The following is a 17509-nucleotide window of genomic DNA, read 5'->3' as shown; positions in this document are numbered from 1 at the left end:
CGCGCTGGCGCGCCTGCGCCTCGTCTGCGGACTGACGGCACAGTGCTTGATGGCCACATCGAAATAAACCGGGTTCAATTAGACGCCGTAGCAGACGCGCCCGGTTGCCTCGGCAGCGATCAGCGTAGTGCCGGAGCCCCTGAAGGGTTCATACACACATAACGAGTTATGCGCAGAAGTTGGTGACGCCTGTCCTCGGTGGCCGCGCCGCACAGAAGGATGCTCAGACATGTCTCATTGATGTGGCGCGTCGTCGTCACGTAGTTTCAGGCCTATCGTCCATAGGACCCGCCGCCGCGCCCTCTCACTGTAGTCGCGGCCGCGTCTCCAGCGTTTCGCCGACCGCCAGCATGCGGATCACGTCCCGCAGGCTCAATCGCCGTTTCAGGATCCGGGGCGCAGCCTCGATCGTGTCGAGAACAGCGGCGATCCCAGCCTCCGACAGGCCCATCCTCCGCCCCTCCGCCATCGTGAAGTCAGCCAGCTGCGCGGGCGTGATATCGGGCAGTTGGATCGCCTGACACCGGCTGCGCACAGGCTCCGGCGCACGGTCGACATCGTTCGCCGTCATGACCCAGAGGATATGGGACATGTCGAACCGCAGGCGGAAGTAGGGGCATTCCCATTCCGCCGCCGTGGCCGGCTCGATCAGCGCCAACAGCGCATCTGCAAAAGAATGGCCAGTCCCACTCGTGGACGTGCCGTGCTTCGCCTTGCAGACCTCGTCCACGATGACGATCGGGTTGGCGATGCGCTTGGCGAGGATCAGTTCCAGCGGTCGGCCGGGTAGGGCCGTGCCCCAGCCCCGCTCGACCCCCGCCAGCGCAAAGCCCGCGCCACCCTTCGAAGCATCGATATCCACCATCGGCAGCGATAGACGGTCGGCTAGCTTGCGCGCCCAGACCGATTTGCCGATGCCCGGAGGCCCGTTCAGGATCACGGGGCGCATGGCGATGCCTCCACCCCGCCGGGCTGCACGGCGCAGGGCATGCCACGCATATTCCGAGGCAGCAGCCATCCAGGGCATTTCTGCATGGAGGCTGGCCGCGACTTCATCAGCCCAGTGCTCAGTCTGCGCCATGACCAGATCGGCGCCATGAAGAACCGGCGTGATGCGGGCCAATTCCTCTTTCTTCAGTTGTGTGACACCGGCGTTCAGCCGCTGCCGCTCGGCCAGAAGCGTGGCGCGGCGGCGGATCTTCTTCGTGTCATCGTAAGTGATGGGCGTGGTCGCGCGGCAGGGCTTGAGGTCGCCCTCATCGTCCCAGGGGTCGAGAGGGTTATTCTCTTCTGAGAGCTCGCGCTCGGCACGCAAGCGGCGCAGGGTTGCGGTGAAGCGCGTTGCAATCGTGTCGGCATCTTGAAAATGCGGCAGGTCGACGAATTTGATCCGCGTCATCGGTCAGGTTCCATATTCGGCATGTGGGGCGTGGGCCGACCGGGCTTGGCATCTGGCCAAGCGGAAAGGGCCGGTCCTGGTTAGGGACTGGTCAGTCGGCCCGTATGCGGCGGATATGGCGATGTGCGCTCATGCCTTCTGGCTATGCTGAGAGCCGTCGTTCGGTCAAGAGGCGTGTGCGGTCATCTCCCCTAGTCGTCATAGTGCTTCTCAAGAAGCTCTACGGCCTTCTCCAGGCTCGGCTGTGTGAGCCCGTCTGGGTGTCCCGGGAAAGGTCTTTTTGAGGGGATGAAGACGGCACATAGGCCCACGGCGCCAAGGCGTCGATGTCCTTGTCGAGATGGCCGATTGCCCTGCATGTGCGCTACTTCTTCTTAGCCTATGCCGGATCTGGTTCTCCCAGGTGATGAGCCGCCGCAATCACATTATGTATAACACTGTGAGCCCAACGAATTTGATTTGACAGTGTCGCAAGACATGTAACGATTGATATAATTAGCTTATGAGAGGACTGCATGAAACGGGATTTTCTGAGGCAGAGTCTGGAGAAGGCCAATTCCGCCCCACCCAGGCCTCGGCCACGCGTTCCCGATCTTGAAGGTGCGCCGCGAGCCTTGCGCGACATGGCACAGGTGCTCAGCGAGATGACCGCCCAAGCGGCGGTCGAGATCGATACCGACCAGATTGCCAGCTCGGCGATTTCCTGCCGGCTGGATGTCAATGAGGATCTCGACATCCTGATCGAGTCGATCCGCAATTTTGGCCAGTTGCTTCCGGTCCTGTTGCGCAATCGCGTCGGTCCGGGCACACGCTACGAGGTGGTCTATGGCAGGCGCCGCATCGCCGCCTGCCGGGCGCTGGGGATCAAGGTCCGCGGCTATGTCCGTGACATGGATGACCGTCAGGCGCTGATAGCCCAGGCGCTGGAAAATTCCGCCCGGCTCGAGCGCAGCTCCATCGAGTAGGCCTTCTTCGTAGTGAAGCTCGAGAATTGCGGATCCAGCCGCTTCGATATCAGCATGGCCTTGGCCATGACACCCGCGACCCTAAGCCGGATGATCAGTCTGGTGTGTGACATTCCGGTCGATCTGATCTTGACGATTGGCGCAGCCTATAACACCCGATCGCTGGCCTTGGAGTGAGCTGCGTCGGCGAATTCTGCTCGAGGATGTCCTGGATATCGAGACGCTGGTTGCGATGATCCCTCGCGAGGCGGACGGGTCGGATGCGCGCATTGACGGCTTGATTAAGGTCCATGCAACGACGGGCATTCTATCGTCAGAGCCTGCGGCGTGCGTCATCTCCTGCGCCCCGGTCACGCATAATCTGCGCAACGGTGCCATCAGCTCTACCGGCTGAGCAAGGAGGCAGTGAGGCTGCAGGTCGCTCCGGACAAGATTGGATTCGTGCGATTCTTGGAATCCCTTCTTGATGATCTCTATTCCGAATAGGAAGGCTCTGGGCAGTGACTGCGCGGTGTATCGGATCCTTTCCCCTGCCCCGACCGACCGAGCAGTTTAATCAGTGGCGCAAACACGATATTTTCCATAATAAACCGTGTATTTTCAATGGTCTACATGACGAATCGTCGCAATGGAACCAAACCCTTCCGGGCGACCTAGCGTTCAGGTGCTTGGCTAGGGACCTCTTTGAGATCGAAGAATGCCCATAGAATGACGATTGTCGCGAAAGGCGACCATGCCAAGGATAGCAACAACCAGGGCCATGGGTTGTGACCTCGATCCTTTGCCATCTCGCCCACCAATGCAAAGATGTGCCACACAAAAAAGCACATCAGGGTCACAAGGGAAATCACCAATACCGTATCCATCATGAACAAGCTCCTATACCCGTGGCCCGTCGCGGAAGTTGTCAGTTGCTGGCGGTGCGATCGGAATGATTTTTGCCTGGATTTCCGCTAAAGATTTCTGAGCTTCTTCAGCGCGTAAACGAGCCGCGTAAACCTCGTAGTGCTTACCGATGGCGAGACTCCTCTGGCCGCAAAGGATACGAGCCAAGTCAGCCCCATAGGTCCCGAATTTTGCCATGGCATCATGGACAAGGGTTCGGACGATGTGGGGGCTATGGCCCGTCGCTACCTTGAAATTGTATGCCAGAGTGCGCGACGAGAGATATTCGTGCATTTCCGTGGCAAACAACGGGCCCCCAACGCGCTGTGCATAATGAAGATACACGGAACCACCTTCCCCATAGAGCAGAAGGTCGTCGAGGTAGGGCGTCAGGCTGGAGTGCAGCCGCCCATTGTGGCGGTAGCCAGACTTTTCGGAGGAAATTCTCAGAGACCACCCGGCTTCGTCGCGCTTGACATGGTCTCCGATGAGCAGCCGGGTTGCATCCCCGATCCGAAGCGGCGTCAGGGAAAGCAGCGCCAGAATGGCCGACCTCTGGAAATAGGTGCGCCTTTTGTTGTGCTCGTTGGTCTGTTGGGCCGTGTCACGCCATTTGACAGCAGCGCGAGCAATGTCTTTAAGGGTGATAGGGTGCGCGGCAAGCTTGCGCACTTTTATCGGCAGCGTGCGGCACATCTGCTCGCGGTAGATCTCACAGTCTTCCAAGATCAGCCTACGCTGCGACGCCGGATAGTCCACTTCCTTTGCAATGGCATGAACCCCCGACAAGTAAGTCAATTGGGTCGCGGGTCTAATATCGCGAGTATCCAGATCGTCGATGAATGCCGTCAGGCCCTCGGTCGAAAGTTCCAGGGGTAGCCCTGCACGTTGGACGACAGCCAGATACTGTCCGAAATGGTGGATAGTGGACTTGACCGAACATTTCGAATACCTGCGGCGTCCCCGGCGAGGCGTCTCAAGACGTCGGACCGCCCTCTGAAACTTGTGAGGAAACTCGGAGAAGGGGAGAGACTTTCGATCGGACATTATGACCTCGACAGTAGAATGTTGCTCTGGGATCTGGCCAAGAGATTTTGGCCTTCATCGTGCAGGCGCGCTTGATTGACGAATACATAGTTTTTCCGCACGGTCGTCTCGGTGTCGCCCAGCAGAGCTGCGATGATCGCGTAATCAGCGTGAGGCTGGTTTGCCAGGATAGTTGCTGCGGCATGGCGCACCTGATGCGGCGTCATGGAAACGCCAGCATTCAGAGTCACGTCGCGCCAGATCGCACTTAGACGAGTGTAAGACACCCCTCCGAAAAGGCGGTCAGGGCGCCGAAGATGTGGCGACATGTGCGCTTCCAGAAGGCGCGGGCGGATCTCTTTTACGAACCAGGAGACGATCTGGCGCGGGTCGCCTCCCCGCTTGCGGGATAGCGGAACGTTGCGGTGGGAGTAGCCGTTCTTAACGATATCAGGCGGTGTCGTCACCACGAGGCTGCGCAGACGGTCGTGGATCTGAACATCCGCATTCTCACCGCCAAAAGTCAACTTGAGCAGGGTGGAGATGCGCAGAGGCAACGAAGTCCAGATCGCCGCAGCACAAGCGGCGATTCCGAGCTTGATCGCGGTATTCCGCTGATACTGAGAGCCGCCGTCATAAGTCCGCATCGCCTCCTGAGCCGAGTGAAAAAGCGTGTTCGGAAGTTTGAAGAATGCAGCTTGCTTGTTGCGGTCCTGAAGGAATGCTTCGCACCACTTGCGGCGCGACAAAGACATCGCCTTGACGTTTTCGAATGCCTCGAAGTCACGGATGACTTCCGTCAGAGGTTCAGCATCATGACCACAGCCGCGGACGAAGAGCTTCCAGCAGTTCAGGTATTCGAACAGAGTGGTCGGCTGCAGGGGCTTCCAAGGGTTTTCGCCGGACAATTCCCGCTCGACAACTTCGGCAAGCCAGTCCGGATCGGCAAGGTCGGCGACAGAGTAACTCACTCCACTCTGCAGCAGGTTCGCCTCAAGCATGGCCCTGTAAACATAGGTGACGCCCATCGTTGCTTGATTTGCACGTTCGACCGAGCAGCCGCCCTTCCGCTTCCCGCGATGGCCCTTCGGGATTCCACGAACGCGGGCGCGCTTCCACTTCTCAAGCTCTTCAGCCAAGGGAGACGGAAGGCGTTCACGGATGCAGTGCGACCTGGACTTCTGCAGTGAGGAGCCAAAGTCGGGAGAAAGCGGGACAGAGATCGACGCACTGTGTCGTTGGATCAGCTTGTTGGCAGCCTTCAGGGACAGGTAACGGCCGCTCGTATCCGCAGCGTCGATCGCGGTTTGAAGCCAGATCTGAGACACATCGCTCGGGGAGAGAGATTCCCTACGGGCCGCATCGGCGAGGACCCTGACGGCAATTAGCTTCTGATCGGGGACATCCGCCTTTTTGAGATCCGACATCAGGAGCGTCCAGTCATCCTCGGGGGCCGCACTAGCGGTCTGCTTCGGCGCTTCGATAGATGCGGTCAGGGCCGAACGAACCTGCGAGCGCCAGGTCGAGAACGATTGCTTGGACTTAAATCCGACTGGGAGGGTCCGAACAGGCCCCCGCTTCCAGAGCCGGTCGAAAGCCTCAATATCGGCAGGAATCTGCTTCAGCGGCAGACCGTATTGCACGAGCTTGGGCATCCGACGCACCGAGCCCAGAACCTTCTTACGGAACGCAGGCGTAAAGGAGGCTTCATCCTCGATCAACTGAACAACATCGGCCATGTTTTTTTCGGGATTCGGCTTGATCATTATTCCCACCTTTAAATTGTTATAAAGTCTAGTTACTTTCGTTAGTGAGGTTTACACTACACCATAATTCGAAACATCTTAGTATGGTGAGTGCCTCACTTTTTGCGGAGTCCTCACTTTTTGTGACGCTCTCCAGTTTTTGCCTCACACTCGTTTTTCGCACGGGCAGGCCAGGCGTAGCGAATGGCGTTGGGCGTGATTTCGATGCGCGGCACACGACCCGCGCGACCGTAGTTCCGGACCGTTTGGGTGGTCACGCCAAGCTGCGTCGAGATCTCTTCAGCGGTATACAGCCGCTCATCAGGATCGACCTCATCAGGGTCTTCCAAAGGAAGTTTTTCGATCTTTCGCACGACTTCCAGCAAAGAAAACCTGGGCGACGCATGAAGCTCAGAGGGGGAAATCTGTGCAGCCTGCAGGGCGGCACGTGCCGTGGCACGGTCGACTTTCCAACGGCGCGCGATCTCGGAAATGGTTGCGTAGGGCATTTGTGATCATCCGCACGAACTCGTTTCGACGACGAAATACAGCAGATGTCTACGTGCAGTCATTTTGGGGTCTTGGAGTCTGACAGGTAGGTCGAAAGCTGATTTCGCTGGGCCACTCAGGACTGCGACCCAAAGCCCGGACATTTGCGCCACTCGAAAGTAGAACGGTCCGCTTATATTTGCTTTTTCTCGACCTTTAAGGCTACCCGCTCTTTCCTATGTCGGGGCCCGAGGCACACTCAAGTGCCTTGTCAAATCTAAATGTAGTTAGCTGAAACCATCCTGTCCAGCCATTTTGTATGCTTGGCATCCATCACCGCATGAAACTACGAAGCGGTCGAAAGCCTGGCGGCCATAAATCCGGATGGTGCTGGCTACGATTTCTGCCTAGTGGCGACTTTTCACCTCCCTCTTGCTGGTATTTCCCTCCTGCCTGGTTGGAGAGTGACCGCGGCACGTCATCTCAGATCAGATAGAACCTGCTCACTCTTTTTCGCAAGGCATTGAAAACATTGAATTGACCATGGTCAATTTGAAGTCGTCGCAGAATCCAGCACGGTTTTTCATGGCGAGGGGGGCATTCCCGCGTTTCGGCGCATGGGGTTGCGTCGCCGTTGGGGCTGTAAAAGTGGCATTGTAGACGAGGCGGTCGATCGCGGCGACGGTCCGCTCGGGGAAGACCTTGTCCCAACCGCTGAAGGGCTGATTTTCGCGCGATCGCGAAGCATCACCTCAGGTCGGCATGAAGACGCCGTTGCCGAAACGCGCAACAAGCACATCGAGAAGCCTGCGCTCCCTGCGGTCGAACTTCTCGGGCTCGACCAGGCGCCAGTTGTTCTCGTAGAGGCCAAGCGCCTCCGGCCCGTCCACGACGGCATTGTCGGGGCGGTTCCAGCACAGGCTGCGCAACTGGGGATATGCGTTCACATGGATCTGCATGATCCCATATCTATCAACTGTCAGTTTCGGTTTCTAGGTTTCAACGCAGGTCGAAATCTGGATGTGCGTGCGATTAAGAGTGACCTGCTCCCCCCCCGCGGGTCCCTTGGCCATAGCGAGTATCTCAAAGGTGCCGAGCGGGTGGGCCTCGCTTGGCTGGTGCCCGATGGCATGGACGAAGCGGCCTTGGAGCGGCCTCTGTTCGCCCCCATCGGCGGTAGGACACGACGTAGGCTCGCAGCCCCGGACTGGTCTGCGGTTCATCGCGCGCTGCGTCGCAAGGGCGTCAGAGACATCGTTCGGATCCGAGATGCCAGAGCCTGAAACGACCGATTTGGCCCCCCAAGGGTTGCACTTCGGTGGCTCGGAAATCTACATCTCTTCGATTGTTACCGGGCTATCAAAGCCCTGATGCCTCTGGTCTATGAGATAGGGCATTAGGGCTTTTCGCACACGGAAAATCCGTGAGCCAGTTTCGTCAAGGCCATAGTCAAGCCTTCCTACAAGATGCGGTTCATCCTCCTTGAGCATCACCTTCACATCAACAGTGTGCGACCAATCCTTATCGAAACGAGCATCAACATAACTGGGCGCGTCATTTCTGTCGAAAGTGGTTCCCAAAATCCGAGTCAAAACGAAGTCTCCGTAACGACCCCTTAGGTGATCAAAGCAGCGTGCATGGTAGCGGCCAGCCACATCTACCAATGCATGCGGGGAAACAGGCCGCCAGGTTGACTCTGAACCACTCCGCGAAACGTAGTGTATAAATACAGCACGCTTGCTTTCGATACTCCTGAACATGGCGCCGATCGTATCACGAGAGGGCTGCACACGTTCAGGCGCAGTCATCTCTATATATTTTGAGCCGAGCATGACCCTTAGCCATTCATCAAGCGAGGGCTCGAGAATGCCTTCGGGAAGGCTGACGAATGCATGTTCGCCGACCTCAAGCTTCCCACCCTCCAATCGCACACTTCCATCATCAGGAAGCATGCCGAAGAAAGTGGCCTGATCTCTGGAGATCGTAGCATCGCTCACATTGAGCTTAGACATCAGAGCCTTCTTCTCTGCGGGCCCGAATTTACCCGTGAGCTTCAAGCAGCTTCCAATCCAACCGAGTCGTCTTGCCCTATCCAACCAGTCCTCCAATCCATAATTTGCATTATGCAATATTTTCTATCTTGATCCGTGGTGTTTTTGCAATCACCCTCTGCAAGTAGATCGGAGGTATGGCATGCAGATTGGAGAAAGCGATACGGACGTGGCGGGCCACCAAGAAACAGAGGACAGTGGTTCGCATCGAATTAAAAAAGAAGAGATTTTAAGTTTCCGCTGCGTCAACCGCATCCTCACCGAAGACGGGCTTGAGGCGGAATTTAACCTGATGCGCTCTGCTCTCACACGCGCGCCCACAGCCGCCGATTTCAATCGGGTTGGGATGGGCAGCGGATCCCATCTCCTGAAGCTGACAACCCCCAGAGCGACGCTCGACCAATCCGTTCTGCGTTTCCCGCGCGCGGGATCGAATGAGCCCGCCATCTTCGCGCCTTCCGTGAATGCTCCGGACATCCCCTTTGCGAAGATCGTCTACCGGCCGCTGGAGATCCTTGGCCAGACTCCCAAGTCCTTGCTCGACCACATCCGTGCGCCGGATGATCTTTCCGCATCTGTCTTTGGGGCCTTTGCTTCTGTCTTTGGAAATGAGTGCCTTGATGCGCTCCGTGACGCAGTTCTCGGTGATGGGCAGAAGATTGTCCGCCTGCCAGATACTGGTGAGTTTCCCACGATCTTTCTGCCGCGCCCGGGGGGAGGCGATATCCAGGCGACGCCTGTCTCCCCAGTCGAAGCCTTCATGGGCTTCAAGAACATGTCCTCCGCCTGGTTTCTGAAACAGGAGAAGGATGCGCCTCCTGTCCCGCGTGGCCGCTGGACAAAACAATCCATCAGCGCCAAGCCCCAGAACATCTCCGGCGCAATCGGTGGCCCGCGACAGCGTTTCCTCGCCACCATGCCCTCCGTCATGTGTGATTATCAGGCATCCATCATGCGCTATGCGCGTGGCGGATCATTCCCGGCTTGGCGTGATGAGGATGTCGAGTCGGCTATCCTACATTACGCAGGACGTCTCGACATGGACTATACCAACAGCGACATCCGGGCCGGCACGGATTGGTATGCCGACCAAATGATCCTCGGTGCACTCGATTTTATTGAGGAAGTCCGTAAGGATGCGCGGGAACTCCTTGAAAGGGAAGACAAGGCCGAGAAAGCCCTGCCGCTCCCGCCGCAGCCTTCTGCGCTCCTCCTGCGGCGCAAATGGAAGAAGGACGATTACCAGAAAGCGATGAAGGCCCTCACTTCGGGACATTTCCGGGACCGTGAGCGGGCTGCGCTTGAAAGACTGGAGGCCTGAGATGCGCTTTGCTCTTCGTAATCTGCGGGCCAGCCGCGTTAACCTCCTGATGAACGACTATGCCGCTGGCCTTCCGAGCCCGATGGCCTTCCTTGGCCTAGCGGAGTCAATTGGCCGGGATCTTGGCGTGACCCCCTGGATCGCTCGTGTCCTTCCTATCCTGCACGCGGTCCATGTTTCTGAGGGACGCACCAAGCCCGAGATGGAGCCCAAAAGCGGCGCCTTCACCCCGATCGAGATCGTCGAGGATCTTGTCGGAACCGTGGATGTCTCGATCCTCCTCGACCTCCCTGGATGCGAAAGTGCAGAGGCCGTGAAAAATGTGGCGCTCTGCAAGCGGATCGCCGGTGGCACCATCGCGAACAAGGACATTCGTGTCGATGTGGTGGCGCAAGATGGAAGTGGCTTGAAGGGTCTGCCCCGGGGCTATGCCATGGTGCGCCCCGACCAGCCCGAGCGTCGCCTCATCTCCTCTGGCGATCTCGTTCAGATGGAGCGCATCGCGCAGATCCTTTTTCCCGCGGAGCGGGAGCCAGGCCGCGGCTGGATTGTGCCGGTGGCTGTCGGGCACCGCCTGCTTGAGGACCCAGACACCACTCCCAAGCGCCTTCGCGCAAGATCTCCCGATATCCCGCATGTCTTCGTGGAGCCCTGCGTTGGCATCGCCGAGTTGATTTCGGTGCGCAATGCGCGTCTCACCGGCCTTGATGATGAAAGCATGACTGAGCGTTTCTGGCGCTGGTCCAGCGAGGGCCGCCATGTCCTCGGCCACCCTGCATATCACCCCCAATACGCCTGATCTGGAAAGGAAAGATCCCATGGCAAAGTCAAAGCCCAACGATACTGTTTCCTTTGAAACCGGCATGCTCGCCTATGCGCGATCTCTTCAGATTTCCGAAGGCGTCTTTTTCGGCGTCAATGGCGATCGCCGTATTCCCGTGGAAGTGCTCGAGAAGGGCGTGCGGGGGCAGTCGTCGGAAGACCGGGCCAAGAACCCCGGATTGAGCAATCCGCAGACTGTGGAATTCGCCGTGCTGCCCCAGGGTTGCACCGCCGTGGCGCTCGACTTCTCCATCCGCGTCCTGCCCAAGACCATGGCGCCCCATGCCTGTGGCAATCCCGCTGTCGGTAAGGCCTATGTCGATCTGGCGGCCGAATATGCCCGCGCGGGCGGCTTCTCTGTCCTTGCAGAGCTTTACGCCTGGAATATTGCCAATGCCCGCTTCGCCTGGCGCAACCGGTTCCAAGTCGACAACGCGAAGGTCACGGTGCGCTTCTCCGGTGAGAAGATCGCCTTCAACCCTGCGATCCTGTCTCTGGACGAGGTCGCGGATCGCGATGAGATGGCCGCCGCCCTCGTGGAGGGGGATCGCGCGGGCCTTGACCGCTTCATCGAAGGCATGACGCGCGGTTTGACCGAGAGCCCCTTCGCCTTCGAGGTCACCTGGATGGCCGAGATGGATGCCGGACAAGAGATCTTCCCTTCGCAGGAATACATCCGCGAAGAAAAGGCCGCCAAGGACCTGAGCCGGGTCTACGCCAAGCTGCCGGTCTTCTTCGGTGGACGGGAGATCGGACAGGCCTCGATGCATTCCCAGAAGATCGGCGCCGCCCTCCGCCATATCGACATCTGGCATGAGGATGATGAGTATGGCCCGATTGCCGTGAACCCCTATGGTGGTGTCCAGGAGACGGCCGCTGTCCTGCGCAAGACGAAGAACAACTTCTACGACATCCGCCGCAAGGCGGAAGATGTCCTCGCCGCGGTGCGCAATGCCAAAACCGCCGACGACATTCCCGGCTCTGTTCATTTCATGCTGGCGAACCTGGTGCGTGGCGGCGTCTTCGGATCCTCCAGCAAGACCGCTGAGGCAAACTCATGAGCGATGATCTGAACATCGGAAAGGGGCGGTGCCATGGCACCGCCCGCCTGCTCATCAAACCAGTTCGGGCGGTGATCGAGCTTGGTGCCCTGCAAGATGTCCTCTCGTCGACTCTGAATTGTGTGCATCACGCAAATCGGACCGGGTCCATCGATGACTTCATCGCAGTTGCCCTGCCCCAGATGCACAAAGGGCGCGAGGTCATGCGCCTCGGCCATGAGATCGAACTCATCGGATCCGAGGATTCGCTGTCCCGACTTGAGGGGATGGATGGCCTTGCGACCTTGCGGCGCCGTGGCATGATCGAGGCGATTGAGATCGGCGAGACCTGGATCGATCCCGGGGCAACTGGCGCGGCTTATGTCCGAGACCGCAGTAATGAAAAATACACGCCCGGCTGGGTCCGCCGGACCGCGGCGCGCGCCGAGCGCCGGGGGAAACCTGTCGGAAAGCGCCTGAAGCCTATGCGCAAGCCTGACAACAGCACCTTGGCGCTCTTCTATGGTGACGCTGTCCTGCATATTCAGGAAGTGGTGGCTCCCGTGTCAGAAGCACCCCTTATCGTGTCGACCTATGGCTTCTCGAGCTCGGTCGCTCCGGCCATCCTGCCTGTGATGCCGGACTCTGCCCGTCTGGCAGGCGATGCAGCCTAAAGGTGGTCCCCGCCTTCTGATCACCGACCGGGAGGGTGCGCTCTACCTGGAGCGCGCCCGTATTCATGTCGAAGGGGGGCGCATCGTCTATCACATCGCGGATGACGAATACCGGCGCGAATACAATATCCCCCATGTCAATCTTGCCGTTCTCTTCATCGGCCAGGGCACGTCGATCACCCAAGATGCGATGCGACTTCTCGGGGAAGAGGGTGTCTATCTCGCCGTCACAGGAACGGGTGGCACGCCCCTTCATATGGGGGCGCTGACGGCCTACACGGCCACACGGCATTTTCGGGAGATGCTTCCCGTCTATCTTGACGAAAAGCGATCCCTTCAGGCCGCCAAGGTGGTCATGCGGGACAGAACGGAGCGCATGCGCAAGATCGGAGGGGCACTTGCCGGCCGACATCTAGCCTTGCGCGATCCAACACCCCTCTCAAGGATCTGTAAGACCTTTGAGGATCGACTTGGAGCCATCACGTCCATTCAGGAGCTTCTGGGGGTTGAGGGCCAATTCTCAAAAGCCTGCTACAAATTCTTTGCCGAGGCTTCAGGTCTATCGAAGGCCGGAGAATTTCGACGCGAGGCCGGAGTCGGGCAATCCGATGGAAAGCTGCCAAAGGATGCTTTCCAGTTGGTCAATCGCCTGATCGATCACGGCAACTATCTGGCCTACGGCATGGCGGGAAGCGCCCTTTGGGCGCTTGGGGTTCCGCCGCACATGTCGATCTTTCACGGCAAGACCCGGGCGGGCGGCCTCGTCTTCGATCTTGCGGATGCCTTCAAGGACGCTCTTGTCCTGCCGATCGCCTTTGCGGCCGTGCGAAACCGCAAGGATGAGGATCCGGAAAAGGTCTTCCGCGGACGACTGATTGCCGCTTTCGATGATCGCAAGATCCTCGCAGAGGCAATTGGCACCGTCGAGCGCATGATTACGCCTGCGTCGGGAACTGCAAAAGCTGAAGGGCAGCGCGATGCGTGAGGTGATCGCGGTCTGCCGGTCCCGAAAGAAATCCCGCGATCATGTGGCGCGCGTGTTGGACCGCTACCTGTGGCGGATCGGCGATCGCACTTGGCGCGGTAAGGCCTCGAATGCCTGCCTTGATCGCATGGCACGAGAGCTACGCAAGCGCGCCAGCCGGGCAACTGCCGTCTCGATCCAGGAGATCCGGAGCTCTCTCGAGAGCCGGATGCCCCTGATCCAAATCGGCTCCCGCTCGATGTTCTCGGAGGATGGATTAGCTCCAGTCGCTTCCCATCCTTCCGCCCATGTGAGGTCCTTGGGGTCAGAGGCGGAACGAAATGGCCTTGCCACAGTCCGTATCGCTGCCCTGTTTCATGATCTTGGAAAGGCCATGGTGCTCTTCCAGAAGATGATCACAGGCGCCCTTCAGGGGGCGATACCCGAAGCGTCATTTATTCGGCATGAGCTGTTTTCGGCAGCGGTCTGGGACCGCCTGTTCGGCGCTCTGGATGACGCCGCCCTGAAGGTTGCCCTCGCCAAAACATCGCCGGCCGATATCGACGCTGCCTGCCTGTCTGCGCTCGACTGGCTTTTGCAGGATGGGTCTCCCGCCGATCGGCGCCTCGGATTTGATTTCCTCGTTGACGAGCAACGTCTAACCTTTGCGATCGGGATGCTAATCCTGACCCATCACCGTCTTCCCGAAGGAGAGACCGACCATATCGGGCTGCGAGGTGGTGCACATGCGCTGCCCATACCGGAGGGCGGGCGCGAAAAACTCCGGATCGCGGCTGGGACGCCCTTCTGGCATGAAAGCTGGTGGTTGCGGCGCCTCGGGAAGGATGCTGCGATGATTGTTCCCGGGACCCCGGTGGAGGGGATCGACATAGCGCTGCGGGGGGCTCTGGTTTTTGCGGATCATGTCGGCTCCTCCGAGAAGAAAGAGTCCGCAGTGGAAACGGCCTTTCTGGCAAATACCATGAAGGGCGCGGATGGACGCCTTTACGCTGCAGACAGCCTGTCGACCCATGTGCGTAGGGTCTATCTGAACTGCCGTCCCGCCTTCGAAATGCTGCATCGCCTCCGCGACCGCATGCCTGCTCTCTCCGAGGCGCAGATGCCGGTAGATATTGTCATGCCGGATATTGAGAACCCCCGCTTCTCTTGGCAGATGGAGGCGGCCCATGCTGCCCGTGCGCTTGCGGCATCCCAAGAAGGCGGGTTCTTTGCGTGCCTTCTGTCAGGCACAGGCACGGGCAAGACCCGTGGGGCGCCAACGATCCTTGCAGGGGCGGCTTTCGGGGATTGCCGACCGGAGCGGCGCTATTTCCGCATGACGCTTGGGCTCGGCCTGCGTGTCCTGGCGAGCCAGTCGGCGCGCGAATATGTCGATGATCTGGGATTGCAGGCGGCAGATGTGCGCGTCTTGATCGGAACGCCTCCAATCGAATTCTCGTCCGAAAAACGAGCGGATCCGGAGGATGCCAGTGGTTCGGAAAGCCTGTCGGCACTCCCTGAGTGGCTGCGCGTCGAGCAGGCGGAAGGCCATGTGCCGGATATGGACAGTCCCAGAGAGCGGCAATGGCTACGCGGATTGAGCCTCGACACCGATCGTAATGTTCCCGCGATCCTTGATCGGTTGATCAAGGTCTCCGGTAAAAAAGCCGGAATGTTTCAGTCTCTGGCCTCGGCGCCGGTGATCGTCGGGACCGTCGATCATCTGATGGGGGTCGCGTCACCGGCCAGGTCAGCCTTTCTTCCGGCGGCCATCCGGACCCTGACATCCGATCTAATCCTGGACGAAATCGATCAGTATGGCCCGGAGGATATCGCAGCCATTGCCCGTCTGGTTTTCCAGGCTGCGGCCGGCGGGCGGCGTGTGATCATCATGTCCGCCACGTTGACCCGGGATGTTGGAGAAACCCTTCATGCGGCCTACCAGGCAGGCTGGGAAGGGCATGCCCGCGCCTTAGGGGCTTCTTCCCATGTCAATCTGCTCCTGACTGGTGATGCGCCAGGATCAGTCGTCACCAGTGCGGAAGGGCAAGATTTCGGCGCTCTCTATGACGCCTGCCGGGCACGTATTCTCACGGCGCTTGAATCGGCGCCAGTCTTGAGGCGCGGCGAGATCCTTGCGCCCTGCACGTCTTGGGAGGAGCTTGTCGAGCAAGTCGGCGAGAGTTGCGGTCGGATGCATGATGCCAATGCCTCTGCAATCGATGGTTTCAGGGTGTCTGTCGGTCTTGTCCGGATGACACGCATCTCGCATACGGCCGCGCTTTTTCACCAGCTTCCCGCTGGCGATCTGGATGGTCGTCTTCGCGTGAAGCTTTGCCTGCACTCTAATTTCCCGCGGTTGCACCGGTCTTGGGTCGAGGAGCGCCTGAAGCGCGCCTTGACGCGAAAGGGGGGCGATCCGCAGAAGGGCCTGCGCAGCCTTTGCCATGCGGAGAAGCTTTTTGAGAGAGCGGCCAGTGTCGGCGCGCGGGATATCGAGATCGTCTGCGTGACGTCTCCCGTAATCGAGACCGGCAATGATCTCGATTTTGACTATGCCATTCTTGATCCGATCTCGATGCGATCGATCGTTCAAGCGGCTGGTCGCGTCCGCAGGCACCGTCCTGGCGCATGGCAAGAGGCGAATGTCTTACTCCTTGGGCGCAGTCCGATTGCCATTCAGATTGGGAAGCTCGCCATGCCTGGCGTTGAAACCGATGTTCATCATGAGACCGGTGTGTCCCGCGGAAATCTCGACAGGTTTCCCGAACGCACCTTCAGGGATCTGGCGGGTGATCTGCTCTTTGACAAGATCAACGCGGCGCCCATCCTGTCAGACGCAGAAGCCTGCCCGCTGCGGGATGAAGAGGAATTGCTGAGGCGGTCCATGCTCAGGCTTTCAGGTGAAGCACCCCCTCTTGGTCGCTATCTCGAACGAACCGTCGCACGAATGAATGCACGTTTCACGCGCACGCGTATGTTTCGCAGGTCCACGACCCGAACCTTGCGATATGCTTTGTCAGGCGATGGCTTGGATAATGCTGTCTGGGTCGTCGATGTCAGCGGGGGTTCCGGTCAGCCGAACTGGAGAGTTGCGCCGCCGTCTGAATTTCACATGCTTCCCACCCCACTCCAAACCGAGGAAGAAGGGTATTTGTTCGCCGACATTCTTCAGCGTGCTTGGTGGGATTACGCCCCAGGATTTGAACCCATGACGGACACGGAACTTAAGAAGCTTGTTGCTACCGATGTGGCCAGCTATTCTTCTAGAGAGACTATCTTGCCTGTGATGACCTATGGGGAGCAGACGGGGTTCACGCGAAACACGCCGGATGATCTTTTCTCATCATTTGGATCCTATAAGAAAAATCAATAAGTTACCCAGCTCTTTGAAAAAATGGTCAACATGAAGATCTTCGATTAAGGTCTTGATACTCCTTTTCTTAAATGAGGAAAGGAAGCCCTCCCTGCCGGATAGGCAGCTGAGAGAAGCACACGCCGCACCCCGACCGGCAGGATGAACCTCCCTGCCGGATAGGCAGCTGAGAGATCCGCCCCGTTCTGTGCGAGTATACCTCAAAACCTCCCTGCCGGATAGGCAGCTGAGAGAATTCGGGGAAGGCCAATTCCAGAGGGCGTTCGCCTCCCTGCCGGATAGGCAGCTGAGAGATAGCCGCGCGGATGTGCTGACGGAGGGCACCGCCTCCCTGCCGGATAGGCAGCTGAGAGAACCAGCGAAACCCTGCAAATCTACACTCTCACCCTCCCTGCCGGATAGGCAGCTGAGAGATGTCTGTGATCTGACCCTAGCCATCACATAACCCTCCCTGCCGGATAGGCAGCTGAGAGACACCAGTTCCCCACCAACTTCCTACGGTAATCCCCCCATTTCTAGCGGGGTGCATCCGTAGAATTCACGCGACCATCTTCAGTTTCTGGGCGGGTGTGATGCCGCCGATGCCCATGTTCGGGCGGTCGTTGTTGTAAGTCCAGAGCCATTGCGTGGCGTGGTCCTGTGCCTCCTCGATGCTTTCGATGATGTATTGGTCGAGCCATTCATGCCGGACGGTGCGGTTGTAGCGCTCGATGTAGGCGTTTTGTTGAGGTTGTCCGGGCTGGATGTGCTGG

General features: G+C 58.7%; 15 protein-coding genes and 1 CRISPR repeat array. Of the genes, 7 read left to right on the top strand and 8 right to left on the bottom strand.

What is annotated here, in order from left to right; genetic code table 11:
- Positions 1-304: 304 nt before the first annotated feature.
- A complete protein-coding gene (locus MXB90_RS14530) occupies positions 305-1399 on the bottom strand; it encodes an AAA family ATPase (protein ID WP_250046108.1) in 1095 nt (364 codons plus the stop codon).
- 623 nt (positions 1400-2022) lie between these two features.
- Here MXB90_RS14530 and MXB90_RS14525 point away from each other — a divergent pair.
- A complete protein-coding gene (locus MXB90_RS14525; protein WP_250046107.1) occupies positions 2023-2364 on the top strand; it encodes a ParB/RepB/Spo0J family partition protein in 342 nt (113 codons plus the stop codon).
- A gap of 653 nt (positions 2365-3017) precedes the next feature.
- Here the strand turns inward: MXB90_RS14525 and MXB90_RS14520 are convergent.
- The 6 genes from MXB90_RS14520 to MXB90_RS14495 all read right to left on the bottom strand — a co-directional run bounded on the left by MXB90_RS14520 (position 3018) and on the right by MXB90_RS14495 (position 8521).
- Positions 3018-3233 (bottom strand): hypothetical protein, encoded by a 216-nt coding sequence (locus tag MXB90_RS14520; protein WP_250046105.1) that lies wholly within the window; start codon positions 3231-3233, stop codon positions 3018-3020.
- Positions 3234-3243: 10 nt separating this feature from the next.
- A complete protein-coding gene (locus MXB90_RS14515; protein WP_250046103.1) occupies positions 3244-4008 on the bottom strand; it encodes a hypothetical protein in 765 nt (254 codons plus the stop codon).
- Positions 4009-4295: 287 nt separating this feature from the next.
- On the bottom strand, positions 4296-6041 hold the full coding sequence (locus MXB90_RS14510; RefSeq protein WP_250046101.1) for a site-specific integrase: 1746 nt from the start codon (positions 6039-6041) through the stop codon (positions 4296-4298).
- A 113-nt stretch (positions 6042-6154) separates the two neighbouring features.
- The gene (locus MXB90_RS14505) at positions 6155-6529 is read right to left on the bottom strand and encodes a MerR family transcriptional regulator (RefSeq protein ID WP_250046099.1); all 375 of its coding nucleotides are present in this window, start codon (positions 6527-6529) and stop codon (positions 6155-6157) included.
- A 732-nt stretch (positions 6530-7261) separates the two neighbouring features.
- Positions 7262-7468 (bottom strand): hypothetical protein, encoded by a 207-nt coding sequence (locus tag MXB90_RS14500; protein ID WP_250046098.1) that lies wholly within the window; start codon positions 7466-7468, stop codon positions 7262-7264.
- A 372-nt stretch (positions 7469-7840) separates the two neighbouring features.
- On the bottom strand, positions 7841-8521 hold the full coding sequence (locus tag MXB90_RS14495) for a WYL domain-containing protein (RefSeq protein ID WP_250046096.1): 681 nt from the start codon (positions 8519-8521) through the stop codon (positions 7841-7843).
- Positions 8522-8702: 181 nt separating this feature from the next.
- Between MXB90_RS14495 and MXB90_RS14490 the strand changes: the two genes are divergently transcribed.
- Genes MXB90_RS14490 through MXB90_RS14465 form a run of 6 tightly spaced genes read left to right on the top strand, consistent with a single transcriptional unit; the run spans position 8703 to position 16757 of the window.
- Positions 8703-9881, top strand: a complete 1179-nt coding sequence (locus MXB90_RS14490; RefSeq protein WP_250046094.1) for a hypothetical protein — start codon at positions 8703-8705, stop codon at positions 9879-9881.
- A gap of 1 nt (position 9882) precedes the next feature.
- Positions 9883-10680 carry a type I-F CRISPR-associated protein Csy2 gene (locus MXB90_RS14485; protein WP_250046093.1) on the top strand — a complete coding sequence of 266 codons (798 nt, stop codon included), beginning with the start codon at positions 9883-9885 and terminating at the stop codon, positions 10678-10680.
- 19 nt (positions 10681-10699) lie between these two features.
- Positions 10700-11764 carry a type I-F CRISPR-associated protein Csy3 gene (gene csy3 / locus MXB90_RS14480; protein ID WP_250046091.1) on the top strand — a complete coding sequence of 355 codons (1065 nt, stop codon included), beginning with the start codon at positions 10700-10702 and terminating at the stop codon, positions 11762-11764.
- The gene (locus MXB90_RS14475) at positions 11761-12417 is read left to right on the top strand and encodes a type I-F CRISPR-associated endoribonuclease Cas6/Csy4 (RefSeq protein ID WP_250046090.1); all 657 of its coding nucleotides are present in this window, start codon (positions 11761-11763) and stop codon (positions 12415-12417) included. The genes csy3 and MXB90_RS14475 overlap by 4 nt, the downstream gene beginning before the upstream one ends.
- Positions 12407-13402, top strand: a complete 996-nt coding sequence (gene cas1f, locus MXB90_RS14470; protein WP_250046088.1) for a type I-F CRISPR-associated endonuclease Cas1f — start codon at positions 12407-12409, stop codon at positions 13400-13402. Before MXB90_RS14475 ends, cas1f begins: the two co-directional genes overlap by 11 nt.
- Entirely contained in the window at positions 13395-16757 is a 3363-nt protein-coding gene (locus MXB90_RS14465; RefSeq protein ID WP_250046087.1) for a P-loop NTPase family protein, read from the top strand. The genes cas1f and MXB90_RS14465 overlap by 8 nt, the downstream gene beginning before the upstream one ends.
- Positions 16758-16843: 86 nt before the next feature.
- Positions 16844-17231: a CRISPR direct-repeat array (repeat unit 28 nt; unit sequence CCTCCCTGCCGGATAGGCAGCTGAGAGA).
- Positions 17232-17295: 64 nt separating this feature from the next.
- On the opposite strand, the gene MXB90_RS14460 is transcribed toward MXB90_RS14465, so the two are convergent.
- The coding region (locus tag MXB90_RS14460; RefSeq protein ID WP_250046085.1) for an integrase core domain-containing protein at positions 17296-17509 on the bottom strand (214 nt) is incomplete at its 5' end.

Origin of the sequence: Phaeovulum molybdatiresistens (assembly GCF_023544865.1) — a bacterium.
GTDB lineage: Bacteria > Pseudomonadota > Alphaproteobacteria > Rhodobacterales > Rhodobacteraceae > Pontitalea.
Note: the sequence above shows the minus strand (reverse complement) of the source record. Positions and strands in the feature narration are given on the sequence as shown.

Coding starts and splice junctions, on each gene's coding strand:
- MXB90_RS14490 (WP_250046094.1), top strand. CDS start 8,703: ATGCAGATTGGAGAAAGCGATACGGACGTGGCGGGCCACCAAGAAACA.
- MXB90_RS14465 (WP_250046087.1), top strand. CDS start 13,395: ATGCGTGAGGTGATCGCGGTCTGCCGGTCCCGAAAGAAATCCCGCGAT.
- MXB90_RS14525 (WP_250046107.1), top strand. CDS start 2,023: ATGGCACAGGTGCTCAGCGAGATGACCGCCCAAGCGGCGGTCGAGATC.
- MXB90_RS14530 (WP_250046108.1), bottom strand. CDS start 1,399: ATGACGCGGATCAAATTCGTCGACCTGCCGCATTTTCAAGATGCCGAC.
- MXB90_RS14505 (WP_250046099.1), bottom strand. CDS start 6,529: ATGCCCTACGCAACCATTTCCGAGATCGCGCGCCGTTGGAAAGTCGAC.
- MXB90_RS14510 (WP_250046101.1), bottom strand. CDS start 6,041: ATGATCAAGCCGAATCCCGAAAAAAACATGGCCGATGTTGTTCAGTTG.
- csy3 (WP_250046091.1), top strand. CDS start 10,700: ATGGCAAAGTCAAAGCCCAACGATACTGTTTCCTTTGAAACCGGCATG.
- MXB90_RS14500 (WP_250046098.1), bottom strand. CDS start 7,468: ATGCAGATCCATGTGAACGCATATCCCCAGTTGCGCAGCCTGTGCTGG.
- MXB90_RS14475 (WP_250046090.1), top strand. CDS start 11,761: ATGAGCGATGATCTGAACATCGGAAAGGGGCGGTGCCATGGCACCGCC.
- MXB90_RS14495 (WP_250046096.1), bottom strand. CDS start 8,521: ATGTCTAAGCTCAATGTGAGCGATGCTACGATCTCCAGAGATCAGGCC.
- MXB90_RS14520 (WP_250046105.1), bottom strand. CDS start 3,233: ATGATGGATACGGTATTGGTGATTTCCCTTGTGACCCTGATGTGCTTT.
- MXB90_RS14485 (WP_250046093.1), top strand. CDS start 9,883: ATGCGCTTTGCTCTTCGTAATCTGCGGGCCAGCCGCGTTAACCTCCTG.
- cas1f (WP_250046088.1), top strand. CDS start 12,407: ATGCAGCCTAAAGGTGGTCCCCGCCTTCTGATCACCGACCGGGAGGGT.